Here is a 14703-nt window from a genome sequence, read left to right as displayed (position 1 = left end):
CGGGGTGTGGGGGCAGACACCCTGTCATCATGGACGGCGGGTCGCAGCGCCCGGGAGACCCCCCGGTGCCGGCCCGCCCGCAGCCCCCGACCACCGACAGGGAGTCCCACCGTGAGCACCGAGATCCTCGAGCGTCCCGACGTCCGCGACTCGAGCACCGACCAGGGCCCCGAGGTCTTCCACTACGTGAAGAAGAACGCGATCGCCGAGAGCGCCGTCATGGGCACCATGGTCGAGGCGCTGTGCGGCGAGGTCTTCCCGGTCACCAAGAGCCCCAAGCCCGGCAGTCCGGTGTGCGAGCCGTGCAAGGAGGTCTACGCGCAGCTCAAGAAGTGAAGGACCTCGTCGCCCCCCACCCGACGCTGCGCGCCGGGCGGGCCCCTGCGACGAGGCCGTTCCATCGGGCGCGGTTGGTCAGCGAAGGCCGAGCTTGCGGGCCTCGAGGTGGATCTTGGCCTCGCGGCGGCGCTTGCGGCGGCGGTCGTGGCGGCGCTGGCCGCTGGGCCAGCGTGCCTCGACGGTGGCGTTCATCTCCGCGCCCAGCAGGATCGCCATGCCGAGGAAGAAGCAGAACAGCAGGGCCGCGATCGGGGCGGCCAGCGCGCCGTAGGGCAGCGCCGTGGTGAGGATGTCGGCGACGTACGTGCGCAGCACCAGGGACGCCGCGATGAAGAACGCCACCGCGAACAGCGCACCCAGCAGGTGCCGCAGCCAGGGCAGCCGGCGGGGCAGGGTCACGTGGTAGAAGCTGGTCAGGGCCAGGACGAGCAGCACCAGCACCGAGGGCCAGTAGACCGCGTTCACCAACACGGTCGCGGTGTCCTGCCACTCGGTCGGCAGCAGCGCCACGATCGACGTGCGGCCCAGCACCAGCAGCGGCAGGGACAGCACCGCGATCACCAGGGCGACGACGAACAGGCCCAGGGCCATCAGCCGGGTGCGGATCGGACCGCGGACGTCGCGCTGGTCGTAGGCGATGACGCTGGTGTTCATGAAGGTCGCCACCCCCGAGGACCCCGCCCACAGCGAGACCAGGAAGCCCAGGCTCACCACGTCGAGCCGACCCGAACCCAGGATGTCGTTGAGCGTGGGCTGGACCAGGGTCTCCACGACGTCGGGGGTCAGCGCCTGGGAGGCCAGGTCGACGAGCCGGTCCTCGATCTCGGTGACCGTGTCGTCGCCGATGAAGTTGCCCAGGTAGCCCAGCGACCCCAGCAGACCGATCAGCAGCGGCGGGACAGACAGCACCTGCCAGAACGACGCCTCGGCCGACAGGCCCAGGATGCGGTCGTGCCAGGCCTTGGCGACCGTCCGGCCCAGCACCTGCAACGGCACCCGGACCGGCGCCGGCGCCCGGGCAACGGCGAGCTTCGGCGACCACGGCACCCGGGCCGAGGACGCACTGGCGGTCGAGCCGGTGTGCTCCTCGTCGGGCGCCCGGTCGTCGAGGACCGGGTCCGGCTCCTCGGCGCCGGCACCCGCCGCAGCGCCCGAAGGCAGGACCGTCGCCATCCGACCAGTGTGCACGGGCCAACCGTCCCCCGTCGGGGGCCGCCCACCCGGACGGGTCAGGTCGACACGCCCGGGAGGACCGTCCGGGACGGGCGGCGGCCCGTCGGCTGGGCCGGCGCCGCGGGGGCGGTGCCCTCCGGCGCGGGGGGCGCGACGGGCACGCAGCGGATGACCGGCTCTGCGGCGTAGCGGGTCTGGAAGTCCTCCGTGCGGATCTGGGCACCGGTCGCCGGGTCCTTGAAGACCCGGGTCACGGTGATGTCGAACCCGTTGGACCCGCCCTGCGGGGAGCACGAGCCGTCGTCGGGCTTCTCTTGCACCACGGGGGAGCGCACGTTGTACCGGTCGCTGCTGATCGACTCGATGTCGTAGCGCTGGGTGCCCCAGAACGTCACGGTGAGGGAGTTCGACGTCCAGATCGTCTGCACGTAGACACCGGTCGGGCTGTCGTTGCGCCACTTCAGGTCGATCGAGTCGTAGTAGACCGTCGCCTCGCGGCCCGCCGGGTACCGGGAGATGTAGTAGCTGTGCGGCTTGTGGAACACGTCCTCGAGCCCGGCGAAGAAGACGGCGTTGAACATCGTGGTGGCGAACTGGCTGATGCCACCACCGACGGCCTGGGTGAACTCGCCGTTGTTGATGACGCCGGCGGCGACGTAGCCCTGGGCCTCACCGCGCGGCCCGGTGTAGCCGTTGAGGCTGAAGTCCTCGCCCGGCAGGATCAGCGCGCCGTCCACCTCGGCAGCCACCACGCGGATGTTGGTGCCCGAGGCCTGGCTGGTGAAGTTGGTGGTGAACGTGCTGATCTGCTCCACCACTCCCAGGGCGTTGGCCTCGTCGGTGGTGAACTCCGCCGGCACGGGGCCCAGGCTCGCGGTGACCTGGCGCGGGGCCGGCTGGGCGAGCACCGGCAGCAGCTGCCCGGCCAGCGCGGTCGGGTCGATGCCGGTGCCGTCGACCGAGGGCACCACGGAGATCGAGCTGCCGCTGACGGCGAAGTCGGCGTCCACCGCGGGCGTGCCGAACTCCCCGAGCTGGTCGCCCAGGGCGGTCGAGAGGGCCGCGGGGTCCAGGGTGACGGCGAGCGTGCCGTCCTCCTGCCCGGTGAAGACCAGGGCCGAGCCGATCCCGGCCTCGTCGATCTCCGCGGTCGTCGCACCGTCGTCGCCGACGACGGTGACCGGTGCCGACAGTGCCGGGGTGACGGTCTCGTCGAGGGCCTGCTGGGCCTGCTCCTCGTGGACCAGCACGTCGGTGGTCTCCACCGGCAGGTCGATCGGCGTGGCCGGGTCGCCGCCGGAGGCCAGCGCCTCGGTGACGGCCTCTGCCGCGCCTGCGCGGTCCAGCTCGCGACCGGTCACCGCCGGGACGACGGAGGCCTCCGTGCCCCTCAGGGCGATGGTCGCGTCGCTGGGCGCCCGGTCGACCTGGCCGGCGAACTGCTCGAGCTGGGCCTCCAGCGCGGTCTCGTCGCCGGTGATGACCGGCTCGACCTCGCGGTCGGTGAACAGCGAGACGACCCGGGTCCACGGGTTCAGCGGCTGACCTGACGCCGCCTGCACGGTGGCGTCGACGTCCAGGGTGATGCCGGCGGTGGCGGGGGACAGCGTGCCCTGGACGTCGTCGGCGACCAGGACGTGGTCCGCGGTCACCCGCGGGGCCAGGTCGGCGGTCAGCGTGTCGGCAGCGGCGGCGGGGGACATGCCGCCGACGTCGACGCCGGCGACCACGGTGTTGCGGGGGACGTCGTCCCCGGCCACGGCCAGGTCGGCGCCGTAGACGACGCCGAGCAGGACGAGCAGGCCCACCGGGGCCAGCACGGCGGGACGGCGCCACCAGGGACGGGACGTGCCCGTGTCCTCGGGGTCACCGGGACCGTCGTCCGTGGTGTCGCCGGTGACGGCCTCGTGCTCGGTGCCGGACGCGGGCCACGGTTCCGCGGGGGAGTCCGCCCAGGCCGACGAGGCGGCCGCGACGACGGTGGGGTCTTCCCGCTCGGGCTCGTCCGGCGGCTGCGGTGCAGCCGAGGCAGGGCTGCGCGGCGGGACGTCGTCGAAGACGTCGCGCGGGACGACGGCCGCCGGCACCTCGGCGGTGGTCTCCAGGTCGCTGGGCTCCTCGTCGCGGACCGGGGCCGCGGGCCGCTCGTCGGGCGCCGGCGTCGTGCGGGCGGACGGCGTGCGGGTGGACGGCGTGGCCAGCTCGCTGGTGGGCAGCTGCTCGACCGGGACCGGCGGCGGAGCGTCCTCGTCGCGGGCGCGGCGACGGGGGGTCAGCGGCAGCTGGGGTGCCGGCGCCGACGGCGGGGTGGGCCGCACGGAGGCGACGGGTCGCTGCGGGGAGACCGCGGGCGGCGCGGCAGGGGAGCCCGGGCGGGCCGACCCGACGGTGCCGTCGGGCTGCAGTCGCTCGGTGCGGTCCGCGGCGTCGGCGGACGCCGGGTCCGCACGCGCAGTGTCCGCAGGCGCGGGGTCCTCGAGCGCAGGCCGCTCGGCGGCAGGGTCCTCGGGGGTGGCCGCGGTCTCCGCGGGCTGGTCCGGGGTCTCGTCGGCTCGCTGCTGGTCCTCGCGCGGGGTCTCCTCGCGCGGGGTGGGGTCGCTCATCGGGTGGTCTCCGCCTCGATCTGGCCGGGGCACCTGCCCGGGGTACGACGACGCCGCCGGTGCTCGTCCCGGGGAAGGACGGGAGCACCGGCGGCGTCGTCAGGTGAGAGCTCCATCGCTGGGAGCGACGATAGCGTCTCGATCAGGTCGTGACGGGCTGCTCGCTGTCGGCGTCGATGATGTCGACGGCGATGTCGCGCAGCTTGGCGTCGTACTCGCGGGCGTGGTGCCCGCAGAAGACGAGGTCGCTGCCGCTGGCGAGCACGACGCGCACCTTGGCGAGCGCGCCGCAGCGGTCGCAGTGGAAGGGAACGACCAGGTCGTCGGTGGGCGGGCTCGTCGTCAGGGTCTGTGTCATCTGGTCATCACTCGCTCTCTACCGCACGGACCCGCGCTTGCGGATCGGCCTCCTGCACAGCGCCAGGATGACCCCCGGTGTTCCCGATCCGGTCCGATGGACTCCCGACTCGCCGATGGCGGCGTGTCGCGGGTCCGCGGGACCTGGGGGTGGAGCGGGTCGGCAGGGATCTCACTGGTCGTGGTGGTCGTTCGTGGTGCACGTGCTCGGTGGTTCATCGGTGCACCGACCCGGGGGCCGGCAGTGGGGTCCGCTGCTTGCTTGACGCCTCCCACGCTACGCGCTTACCCGCCAGCCCGTCCTCCCACACCGCGACCGACCCGCTCCCGTGGAGTGACCCCCGACCGGATGGAACGGCCCCCTCGCAGGGACCCGGGCCGCGCGCAGCGTGGTCCGGGAGACGAGGGGGTCTTCCCTCTCAGTCCAGGTAGTCGCGCAGCACCTGGGAGCGGCTGGGGTGGCGCAGCTTGGACATCGTCTTGGACTCGATCTGCCGGATCCGCTCCCGGGTGACGCCGTAGACCTGGCCGATCTCGTCCAGGGTGCGCGGCTGGCCGTCGGCGAGGCCGAAGCGCAGCCGGACGACGCCGGCCTCCCGCTCGGACAGCGTCTGCAGCACGCTGGTCAGCTGGTCCTGCATGAGGGTGAAGCTGACCGCGTCGACGGCCACGACGGCCTCGGAGTCCTCGATGAAGTCACCGAGCTGGCTGTCGCCCTCGTCGCCGATGGTCTGGTCCAGGCTGATCGGCTCCCGGGCGTACTGCTGGATCTCCAGCACCTTCTCCGGGGTGATGTCCATCTCCTTGGCCAGCTCCTCCGGCGTGGGCTCCCGGCCCAGGTCCTGGAGCAGCTCGCGCTGGATGCGACCCAGCTTGTTGATGACCTCGACCATGTGCACCGGGATGCGGATGGTGCGCGCCTGGTCGGCCATCGCGCGGGTGATGGCCTGGCGGATCCACCACGTCGCGTAGGTCGAGAACTTGTAGCCCTTGGTGTAGTCGAACTTCTCGACCGCTCGGATGAGCCCGAGGTTGCCCTCCTGGATGAGGTCCAGGAAGGCCATGCCGCGGCCGGTGTAGCGCTTGGCGAGGGAGACGACCAGGCGGAGGTTGGCCTCCAGCAGGTGGTTCTTGGCGCGTTCGCCGTCGCGGACGATCCAGTTGAGGTCCCGGCGCATCTGCGTCGTCAGCTTGGTGCCCTCGGCCTCGACCTGGCGCAGCCGCTCGGAGCCGTAGAGGCCGGCCTCGATGCGCTTGGCGAGGTCGACCTCCTCCTCGGCGTTGAGCAGGGCGACCTTGCCGATCTGCTTGAGGTAGGCGCGCACCGAGTCCGCCGAGGCGGTCATCTCGGCGTCCTTGCGCGCCTGGCGCAGCGCGACGCTCTCCTCCTCGTCGTCCCACTCGAACTCCGTCGAGCCGGCGGCGTCGGCCTCGGGCTTCTCCTCGGTCTCGGCCACGCCGTCCTTGCCGACGACGGCGCTCTCGTCCAGCGTCAGACCCTCCTTGCCGGCGACGACGGCCGTGGCCTGCCCGGGGGTGGCGACGGCGGTGAGCACCGTGCCCTCGGCGGCGTCCTGCCCGGGGGAGGGGGTGATCGTCGGCTTGGTCCGCGCGGCCGGCTTCCTCGCCGCGGCCCGCTTCGCCGGTGCGGCGGCGGGGCTGGCGGTGGAGGGGCTGGCGGTGGACGGCGCGGTGTCCTGGGGGGCGACGGACTTGGCGGCGGTCACTCGGGGTTCCTTCCCGTGCTGCGGTGCTGCGGTGCGTTCCCCGGGGTGGAGGCCCTCGGGCAGCGGCCCCGGGACCGGACGCACAGACGCACTCCGGCACGGGAGACCGGTGGTGTGGGACGACCGGCTGCGGGACGGAGAGGTCTGTCCGGCTGGGCCGGCGAGGTGCGGGGCGTCACCATTGTAACGACGGGCCCGCGGCCGGTCAGCAGTTGCGGTACGTGATCGGGTCGCCCGGACGTGTGCGTCCGCTGTGCGACTGCCCAGCGCCGGGCTCACTGGCCGATGCGCTGCTCGGCGGCCAGGGCCGCACCGACGATGCCGGCGTCGTTGAGCAGCTCGGCGGGCACCACCCGGGTGCGGGTCGACAGCAGCGGCACCCACTTGTGCGCCTTCTTGCTCACCCCGCCGCCCACGACGATCAGGTCGGGCCACAGGCCCCGCTCCAGGGTGTCCAGGTAGCGGTCCACGCGCTTGGCCCAGTCCGGGTAGCTGAGGTCCTCACGCTCGCGCGCGGCGGCCGAGGCGGCCTTCTCGCCGTCCGCGCCGTCGACCTCGATGTGGCCGAACTCCGTGTTGGGCACCAGACGCCCGTCGATGAACAGGGCACTGCCGATGCCCGTGCCGAAGGTCAGCATCAGCACCAGGCCCCGCTGGCCCTTGCCGGCGCCGTAGGCCATCTCGGCGAGCCCTGCGGCGTCGGCGTCGTTGAGGGTCTGCACCGTGCCCGGGATCCGGGTCTCGACGCCGGCGGCCATGTCGGTGCCGATCCAGGTCGGGTCCATGTTGGCGGCGGTGTAGGCCACGCCGCTCTTCATGACCCCGGGGTAGGTGACGCCGATGCGCCCCTCCCAGCCGAACTGACCGACGATGTCGCCGATCACGTCGTACACCGGGTCGGGCATGGCCGGCTGCGGGGTCGGTATCCGGACCCGTTCCCCGATGAGCTCACCCCTGTCCAGGTCGACCAGGCACCCCTTGATGCCACTGCCACCGACGTCTACTCCGAAGCCCTGCACGCGGACAGGCTAGTGATCGCCGCCGCAGTCGCACAGCACCGACTCCGGCAGGATCACCCCACGTGACCACTCCCGCGTCCACTGCCCCGTCCGCCGCCCCGTCCGCCGCCCTGCCCACCCCCCTGGCCACGGAGCTGCTCGAGCTGGCCCTGGCCACCGCCGCCGAGGCCGCCGCCCTCGTCTCCGCCGGCCGCGCGAGCGCCGGCGACGACGTGGACACCAAGACCAGCGTCGTCGACGTCGTCACTGCCGTGGACAAGGCCAGCGAGGCCCTCGTCGTCGACCGGCTGCTCGGGGCCCGGCCCGACGACGGGGTGCTGGGGGAGGAGGGGGCCTCCCGGGAGGGCTCCAGCGGCGTCCGCTGGGTCGTGGACCCCATCGACGGCACGGTCAACTTCCTCTACGGCCTGGGGTCCTTCGCCGTCTGCATCGCCGCAGAGGTCGACGGGGTCACCGAGGTGGGCGTGGTCGTCGACGTGCCCACGGGGGAGACCTACGCCGCGGTGCGCGGCGGGGGCGCCTGGGTGACCCGCGACGGCGTCCGGACGGCGCTGCGCTCGTCCTCGCCCGCGAGCCTGGAGCTGACGCTGGTGGCCACCGGGTTCGCCTACGACCGGGGCATCCGCACCCGGCAGGGCCACGTGCTGGCCGCCGTGCTGCCCGAGGTGCGCGACGTGCGCCGCTGGGGGTCGGCGGCGGTGGAGATCTGCCTGGCCGCGGCCGGTCGGGTGGACGCGTTCTACCAGCTGGACCTCAAGCCCTGGGACCACGTCGCGGCCGACCTGGTCGCCGCCGAGGCCGGTCTGCGCGTCGCGGTGACCACGGGGCACGGGTCCGGTGACCCGCTGGTGACCGCCGTCCCGGCCTCGATCGAGACCGACTTCCTCGCGCTGGTGGCCCGGGCGCACGAGGCACACCGGTAGCCCGGGCGCAGGGCCCGCTGTCAGCAGGCGGCGGCGGGGACGTCCGTCGCGGGGGCCAGGGTGGCAGCGACCTGCTCGGCGGTGGCCAGCTCGGTGAAGGCCGGGCCGATCACCAGGTCGACGGTCGCGTCGGCCCGGGTGTCGACGAAGTCGGTCGACCCGGGCAGCTGGACCGCCAGGTACCGGGCGGCCTCGCTGCCGCGGGGACCGTGCCGCACCTCGCCGGCCCCGGCGACCTCGCGGCCGCTGGAGTCGTTGGCGATCTCGGTGACGGCGAAGCCGCGCGACTGCAGGGTGCTGGCCACCGTCTGGGCGAGACCCGCCGTGTCGGTCGCGTTGAACACCCGCACCTGCAGCGTGGCCGGGTCCAGGGACGGCGGGGCGACAGCGGCGCTCGTGCAGGCCGCGGCCTGGGCGCGGTCGGTGGCCGCAGCGTCCCGGAAGACGTTCCACCAGACACCCAGCGCGGCGATGGCCAGCACCAGCAGGAACACGAGGGGCACGATCGGCCGACGGCCACTGCGTGAGCGGACCGGGGGACGGGACTCGCTCAACTGCGCTCCACTCGGGCGGCCCCCCGCGTTCGGGGGCTGGGGCTCTCGACGTCGGGGACTCTAGTGGGACCCGACCGTCTCAGAGGGCACCGTCCTCGAGCGCGGCGCGTCCCAGCCGCACGCAGGGGTCGATCTTGTCGGCGTAGCCGGCGGTGTCCTTGCCGGCCATCGCCCCCGCGGCCGAGCGGGCGACGATGCCGGCCAGGATCGAGGCGAACTTGAAGTAGGCGAACCCGGCGTACCAGGACAGGTCGCCCAGGTCGGTGCCGCTGCGGGCGGCGTAGTGCTCGGCCACCTCGGCCCGGGTCGGGAAGCCCGGCAGCGTGGTCACCGGCGACAGGGCGACGCCGCGGTCCTCACCTGCCTGGGGCCAGTAGACGAAGAGCATCCCCAGGTCGGTGAGCGGGTCGCCCAGGGTGGACATCTCCCAGTCCAGCACCGCGCGCACCCGGCCGGGCACCTCCGGGTCCAGCAGGCAGTTGTCCAGCCGGAAGTCCCCGTGCACGATGCCTGTCCGGCGGGTGTCGGGCACGGTCGCGGCCAGCCGGGCGGCGAGGGCGTCCAGCTCGGGCCGGTCGCGGTCCCGGGTGGCCTCCCACTGGGTGGTCCAGCGGCGCACCTGACGGGCCAGGAAGCCCTCGGGCCGGCCGAAGTCGGAGAGCCCCACAGCTGCCGGGTCCACCGCGTGCAGGTCGGCCAGCACGTCGATGAGGCCCTCGGCCAGCCGGCGCCGCTGGGCCGGCGTCTCGGCGTACCCGGCCGGCAGCTCGTCGACGACGTGCACGCCGACGACCCGCTCCATCACGTAGAACGGCGCCCCGAGCACCTCGGTGTCGGTGCACAGGTGCAGCGTGCGGGGGACCGGCACCGGCGTCCCGCCCAGCGCGCTGACGACCCGGTGCTCCCGGGCCATGTCGTGCGCGGTCGCGAGCACGGCCCCGGTCGGCGGACGCCGCAGGATCACCGCCGCCTCGTCGTCCCGGCCGCCCGGACCTGCCGTCGGGGTCACCACGTACGTGAGGTTGGACATGCCCGCGGCGATGAGGTCGACGTCCACCTCCCGCCAGCGCTCGTCGGCCAGGACGGTGGCCAGGTAGGGGCCCACGACCCCTGGATCAGCACCCACGGCGGCGGTCATCGGCGCAGGGTAACCTCTGGCGCCCCCGCCCCCCTGCAGTGCCGGACGACGTCTCCCCGCCGAGGCCGTCGCACGTCACGGTGGGCACGGGGTGTGACCGCGGCCCAGCCGGGCACAAACGCGGTGCGCACCGCGTTGGGGGGCTGCCGGAGCCGATCGGGGGACCGGGTCGGAGCCCTCGGGCGACACCGTCCCGGCCGACACCGGTGCACGACACAGACCTCCGGGTCGCCCCACCGGGCGGCCGACGAGAGACACCGAGCGGGAACGCCACACCGTGCGCGCCCGCGACATCAGGGAAGAGGGGCACACACCATGGCCACCGACTACGACGCCCCACGCCGCAACGAGTCCGACGAGATGGGCGAGGACTCCCTGGAGGAGCTCAAGGCCCGTCGCGCGGAGGCCCAGTCCTCCTCGGTCGACGTCGACGAGACCGACTTCAACGAGGCGCTCGAGCTGCCCGGCGCCGACCTGTCCAACGAGGAGCTCACCGTCCGCGTGCTGCCCAAGCAGGAGGACGAGTTCACCTGCTCGAGCTGCTTCCTGGTGCACCACCGCAGCCGGCTGGCCTCCACCAAGGGCGACCGGCTGGTCTGCCGCGACTGCGCCTGACCGGTCGCGCCACACCGCACCGCCACACCGCCACACCGCACCACCACTGCAGGACCACCGAGGGGGAGCCGTGAGCAGCGAGGGACCGCGCACCGGACCGGTGCGGGACGTGCCGCGGCCCCGCCCGGTGGAGGGCGAGGTCGTCCCCGGCCCGGAGAGCGGTGGGGGTCTGGGCCGCGCGGCCCGGTCCCTCGCCGACGCCGTCGCCGGACTGCTCGGTGACCGCGACGCCCCGGCGTCTGGTCCCTCCACGGCGGGCCCGGCCGCGGGGAGCCGGGCCGCCCGCACCCTGCGTGACGTCGTCGGTGCCGTCGCCTCCGCCGTCCGCGGCGGGGGTGACGACGGCGCCCCGGCGGCCACCGCCGGCGCGGGCGAGGCCGGCGGCCGCAGCTGGAACCCCGGCACGGTCCTCACCGACCTGCTCCGCACCGCCGCACCGAGGCTGCCCATCCGGGACCGCGACCGCATCCGCGCCGCGCACCCCGGCCGCACCGACAGCGAGATCGCCGAGCACCTGGTGTCCCGCGCGGCGACCCTGACCGCGGGCATCGGGGCCGCCACCGGCGGGCTGACCGCCGCGCAGTGGTTCGCACCGCCCTCGATGGTGGCACTGCCGCTGGAGCTGGGCGCGGAGACCGTGCTGGTCGCCGCGGTCGAGGTCGTGCTGATCGGCGAGCTGCACGAGCTCCACGGCCGACCCGCCGTGGGCGAGGCCGGGCAGCGTGCCGGCGCCTACCTGAACGCCTGGACCTCGCAGCGCGCCGTGGACGGCGTCCCCGGGCAGGGCGGACTGCTGTCCACCATCGGCAGCGCCGGGGTCAACGCGCTCCGCCGCCGGGTCACCCGCCGGCTGGCCCGCAACGTCTCCTCCGCGGCCCCCTTCCTGCTGGGCGCCACGCTGGCCGCCCGCAGCAACCGCAAGGCCACCACCCAGCTGGCCGAGAAGGTGCTCGCCGACCTGCGCACGGCGCTGCCCGGCTCGTCCTGACCGCCGACCCGCCGCCAGCGGCGGGCACTAGCCTCGCTGCCGTGCCCGACGCCACACCCCAGCCCCCGGTGACCGTCCCGGTGACCCTCGCCGACGGCGCCGCGCTGCCGGCCTACGCGCTGCCGGGGGACGCCGGGGCCGACCTCGCCGTCACCGAGGACGTCGTGCTGGCCCCGTTCCAGCGGGCGCTGGTGGGCACCGGGGTGTCGGTGGCGATCCCCGACGGGTACGCCGGTTTCGTGCACCCCCGCTCCGGGCTGGCCCACCGGGTGGGCCTGAGCCTGGTGAACGCCCCCGGCACCGTCGACGCCGGCTACCGGGGCGAGATCAAGGTCAACCTGGTGAACACCGACCCCACCGAGACGATCCGGCTGAGCCGGGGCGACCGGGTCGCCCAGCTGGTGGTCCAGCCGGTGGTGCGGGCGGTCTTCACCCCCGTGGACCGGCTGCCCGACAGCGTGCGCGGCAGCGGTGGGCACGGGTCGACCGGGGGCTCCGGCGGTCCGCCGGCCCCCCTGCCACAGACAGAGACGACAGAGGGGCAGGTCTGACATGCCGTTCGGACGGCGGCGCAACCGGATCGAGCGCAGCGTGCGGGAGCGGGGCGTGCCCCCGGAGCCGCAGGTGCGCGAGCGCGACGTCGAGGAGACCCTCGGCCCGTGGGACGAGGCGGACGCGCCCGAGGACGGCGTCAACCGGGTGGACCTGGGGTCGCTGCGGCTGCCCGCGGTCCCCGGCATGGAGCTGCGGGTGGACGTCAACGCCAGCCAGAAGGTGGTCGGGGCGAGCCTGCGCGCGGGGGACTCCCTGCTGCAGGTGTCGGCCTTCGCCGCGCCGCGCGCCGGCGGCATCTGGGACGGCGTGCGGGGCGACCTCGCGCAGAGCGCCAGCAGCCAGGGCGGGTCGCTCACCGAGCAGGAGGGCCCCTTCGGCCCGGAGCTGGCCGGGTACGTGCAGGCCAGCCCGCCGCCGCAGCCAGGACAGACCCAGCCCTCCCCGCCGGTGCGCCGGGCGACCCGCTTCATCGGCGTCGACGGCCCGCGCTGGTTCCTGCGCGGCATGATCAGCGGCGCCGCCGCCGAGACCCCCGAGGCCGGTGCCGCCCTGGAGGACGCCTTCCGCGGCATCGTCGTGGTGCGGGGGACCGAGCCCATGCCGGTGCGTGAGCAGCTGCCGATGACGCTGCCGCCGCAGGCCGCCGAACAGGTCGCCCGCCAGCAGGCCGCCGCCAAGGCCGCCGGGGCGACCCCGCCAGCCGCCGGCACGACCCCGCCCGCCGGCGGGGTGTCGCCCGCTCCGTGAGCGCCCCCCGTCGCAGCAGCTACGGACCCGACCCGCAGCAGTTCCTCGAGCTGACACTGCCGGCCGGGTCCGGCCCCGCACCGGTCGCCGTGGTGCTGCACGGCGGGTTCTGGCGGGCCGCGTACGGCATCGAGCTGGCCCGCCCGCTGGCCGAGGACCTGGCCGCGCGCGGGTGGGCCGCCGTGTCGGTCGAGTACCGCCGGGTGGGCAGCGGCGGCGGCTGGCCGCAGACCCTGGACGACGTCGCAGCCGCGCTCGACGCGCTGCCCGGCCTCCCCGACGTCGACCGGCTGGACCTCTCGGTGCTCGCCGTCGTCGGGCACTCCGCGGGCGGCCACCTGGCCGGCTGGGCCGCCGGCCGGCACCTGCTGCCCGCCGGCGCCCCGGGGGCCGCCCCCCGGGTGCGGGTGACCGCCGCCGTCCTGCAGGCCGGTGTGCTGGACCTGGAGCGGGCCGCGGAGCAGGGCATGGGCGACGGTGCGGTCACCGACCTGCTCGGCGGCACCCCGGCCGAGCACCCCGGCCGCTACGCGACGGCCAGCCCGGTCCGGCTGGCCCCCACCGGTGCGGCGGTGCTGTGCGTGCACGGGGTGGAGGACACCACCGTCGTCCCCGAGCAGAGCGAGCGGTACGCCGCCGTGGACCCCTCCGTGGAGGTCGCAGCGGTGCCCGGGGACCACATGCCGCTCATCGACGTCGACGGTGCCGCGTGGGACCTGGCCAGGACGTGGCTGGACAGACACCGCACGCCGGGCCCGGAGCTGTCTACGCTGGTCCCGTGACCGAGACCCGTCCGAAGAGCTGGCTCTCCCGCAAGCTGCAGTCGCTGACCGCGGACGACCAGACCATCGACGCCCAGCAGCTGCAGTCCGGCGTGGCCAGCTCCGGCTGCGAGCCGGTGAGCACCTGCCAGAAGGGCAAGGTGGTCGCGGTGACCGGGCGGCTGAAGTCCGTCGTCTACACCCCGCGGGAGACCGTGCCGACGCTGGAGGCCGAGCTGTTCGACGGCTCGGGCTCGGTGACGCTGGTCTGGCTGGGTCGCCGTCGCATCCCCGGCATCGAGCCCGGCCGCACGCTCACCGCCCGCGGGCGGTTCGCCTCCTTCGAGGGCCGCAAGGTCATCTACAACCCCTGGTACGAGCTGGGCATCGGGTGAGCGCCCCCAGCGGCAAGAAGTCGCTGGCGGTCGACCGGCACCTCGTCCTGGACCAGCTCGGGGGCTGGCGCGGGATGGTCGACGTCTCGCTGCCCACCGTGGCCTTCGTGGTCGCCAACGGGTTCGGTGGCCTCACCGCCGGCATCTGGGCGGCCGGGGTGGCCGCGGTGCTGGTGTTCGGGCTGCGGCTGGTCCGCCGGGAGAGCGTCCAGCAGGCGTTCAGCGGGCTCGTCGGCGTCGCGATCGCGGTGTTCATCGCCCGGCAGTCCGGCGAGGCCCGGGACTTCTTCGTCCTGGGCCTGGTCCGCAACGCCGCCATCGGGCTGGTGCTGCTGGGCTCCGTCGTCGTCCGCTGGCCGCTGGTCGGGGTGGCCGCGGAGTTCCTGGCCCCCAGCCACCTGGGCGGGCTGGCCACCCACACGGTGCGCGGCAGCCTGCGCGGGCGGGCCGGGGGGAAGCTGACCCAGCGTGCGGACCCCGACGCGGAACGCGAGCCCGACGCCGTCGCCGAGCGGCACTGGCGGACCGACCGCCGGGTGGTGCGGGTCTACACCTGGCTCACGCTCCTGTGGGCGGCCACCTTCGTGGTGCGGTTCGCCGTCCAGGGCGTGCTGTACCTGCGCAACGAGGTGGAGCTGCTCGGCACCGCCTCGCTGGTGCTCGGGCTGCCCGTCACCGGGCTCGCGCTGGTGGTGACGCTGTGGGCCGTGGCCCGGCTGCACCGTCACCGCGCCCCGGCCGGTGCCGACACCACGGCGCCGGCCGAGCACCGGCCCGACGCACCGGACGAGCGTCCCGCGGGCTGACCC

16 protein-coding genes are annotated in these 14703 nt (G+C 74.7%); 9 read left to right on the top strand and 7 right to left on the bottom strand.

Annotation, left to right across the window (positions count from 1 at the left end; genetic code table 11):
• Nucleotides 1-111: 111 nt before the first annotated feature.
• Nucleotides 112-336: a DUF3039 domain-containing protein gene (locus AC0IVP_RS17935; RefSeq protein ID WP_056301150.1), complete on the top strand. Its 225-nt coding sequence runs from the start codon at nucleotides 112-114 to the stop codon at nucleotides 334-336.
• A gap of 78 nt (nucleotides 337-414) precedes the next feature.
• Here AC0IVP_RS17935 and AC0IVP_RS17930 read toward each other — a convergent pair whose 3' ends face one another.
• The 5 genes from AC0IVP_RS17930 to ppgK all read right to left on the bottom strand — a co-directional run bounded on the left by AC0IVP_RS17930 (nucleotide 415) and on the right by ppgK (nucleotide 7218).
• On the bottom strand, nucleotides 415-1512 hold the full coding sequence (locus AC0IVP_RS17930; protein WP_056301146.1) for a YihY/virulence factor BrkB family protein: 1098 nt from the start codon (nucleotides 1510-1512) through the stop codon (nucleotides 415-417).
• 56 nt (nucleotides 1513-1568) lie between these two features.
• Nucleotides 1569-4115, bottom strand: coding sequence for a VanW family protein (locus AC0IVP_RS17925; protein ID WP_471758298.1), 2547 nt, complete (start codon nucleotides 4113-4115; stop codon nucleotides 1569-1571).
• A gap of 142 nt (nucleotides 4116-4257) precedes the next feature.
• Complete coding sequence (locus AC0IVP_RS17920; RefSeq protein ID WP_056301144.1) at nucleotides 4258-4473, bottom strand: DUF7455 domain-containing protein; 216 nt, start codon at nucleotides 4471-4473, stop codon at nucleotides 4258-4260.
• A 418-nt stretch (nucleotides 4474-4891) separates the two neighbouring features.
• Nucleotides 4892-6199 (bottom strand): RNA polymerase sigma factor, encoded by a 1308-nt coding sequence (locus tag AC0IVP_RS17915; protein ID WP_471758296.1) that lies wholly within the window; start codon nucleotides 6197-6199, stop codon nucleotides 4892-4894.
• A 275-nt stretch (nucleotides 6200-6474) separates the two neighbouring features.
• Complete coding sequence (gene ppgK, locus AC0IVP_RS17910; RefSeq protein WP_056301139.1) at nucleotides 6475-7218, bottom strand: polyphosphate--glucose phosphotransferase; 744 nt, start codon at nucleotides 7216-7218, stop codon at nucleotides 6475-6477.
• A gap of 62 nt (nucleotides 7219-7280) precedes the next feature.
• Between ppgK and AC0IVP_RS17905 the strand changes: the two genes are divergently transcribed.
• The gene (locus AC0IVP_RS17905; RefSeq protein WP_471758294.1) at nucleotides 7281-8141 is read left to right on the top strand and encodes an inositol monophosphatase family protein; all 861 of its coding nucleotides are present in this window, start codon (nucleotides 7281-7283) and stop codon (nucleotides 8139-8141) included.
• Between the two features lie 20 nt (nucleotides 8142-8161).
• On the opposite strand, the gene AC0IVP_RS17900 is transcribed toward AC0IVP_RS17905, so the two are convergent.
• Together AC0IVP_RS17900 and AC0IVP_RS17895 are read right to left on the bottom strand one after the other, a co-directional pair.
• A complete protein-coding gene (locus AC0IVP_RS17900) occupies nucleotides 8162-8695 on the bottom strand; it encodes a LytR C-terminal domain-containing protein (RefSeq protein ID WP_471758292.1) in 534 nt (177 codons plus the stop codon).
• Between the two features lie 79 nt (nucleotides 8696-8774).
• Nucleotides 8775-9833, bottom strand: a complete 1059-nt coding sequence (locus tag AC0IVP_RS17895) for a phosphotransferase family protein (RefSeq protein WP_471758290.1) — start codon at nucleotides 9831-9833, stop codon at nucleotides 8775-8777.
• Between the two features lie 315 nt (nucleotides 9834-10148).
• Between AC0IVP_RS17895 and AC0IVP_RS17890 the strand changes: the two genes are divergently transcribed.
• The 7 genes from AC0IVP_RS17890 to AC0IVP_RS17860 all read left to right on the top strand — a co-directional run bounded on the left by AC0IVP_RS17890 (nucleotide 10149) and on the right by AC0IVP_RS17860 (nucleotide 14700).
• Nucleotides 10149-10448: a DUF4193 domain-containing protein gene (locus tag AC0IVP_RS17890; protein WP_056301126.1), complete on the top strand. Its 300-nt coding sequence runs from the start codon at nucleotides 10149-10151 to the stop codon at nucleotides 10446-10448.
• Nucleotides 10449-10518: 70 nt separating this feature from the next.
• Nucleotides 10519-11436: a hypothetical protein gene (locus AC0IVP_RS17885; RefSeq protein WP_471758288.1), complete on the top strand. Its 918-nt coding sequence runs from the start codon at nucleotides 10519-10521 to the stop codon at nucleotides 11434-11436.
• A 41-nt stretch (nucleotides 11437-11477) separates the two neighbouring features.
• Nucleotides 11478-11987 carry a dUTP diphosphatase gene (dut, locus tag AC0IVP_RS17880; protein ID WP_056301121.1) on the top strand — a complete coding sequence of 170 codons (510 nt, stop codon included), beginning with the start codon at nucleotides 11478-11480 and terminating at the stop codon, nucleotides 11985-11987.
• A gap of 1 nt (nucleotide 11988) precedes the next feature.
• Entirely contained in the window at nucleotides 11989-12738 is a 750-nt protein-coding gene (locus AC0IVP_RS17875) for a DUF3710 domain-containing protein (RefSeq protein WP_471758286.1), read from the top strand.
• Nucleotides 12735-13520: an alpha/beta hydrolase family protein gene (locus tag AC0IVP_RS17870; RefSeq protein WP_056301115.1), complete on the top strand. Its 786-nt coding sequence runs from the start codon at nucleotides 12735-12737 to the stop codon at nucleotides 13518-13520. Before AC0IVP_RS17875 ends, AC0IVP_RS17870 begins: the two co-directional genes overlap by 4 nt.
• The gene (locus tag AC0IVP_RS17865; protein WP_056301112.1) at nucleotides 13517-13894 is read left to right on the top strand and encodes an OB-fold nucleic acid binding domain-containing protein; all 378 of its coding nucleotides are present in this window, start codon (nucleotides 13517-13519) and stop codon (nucleotides 13892-13894) included. The genes AC0IVP_RS17870 and AC0IVP_RS17865 overlap by 4 nt, the downstream gene beginning before the upstream one ends.
• Nucleotides 13891-14700, top strand: a complete 810-nt coding sequence (locus AC0IVP_RS17860; protein WP_471758284.1) for a DUF3159 domain-containing protein — start codon at nucleotides 13891-13893, stop codon at nucleotides 14698-14700. Before AC0IVP_RS17865 ends, AC0IVP_RS17860 begins: the two co-directional genes overlap by 4 nt.
• Nucleotides 14701-14703 lie beyond the last annotated feature (3 nt).

Source organism: Klenkia sp. AC732, from assembly GCF_979256525.1.
Note: the sequence above shows the minus strand (reverse complement) of the source record. Positions and strands in the feature narration are given on the sequence as shown.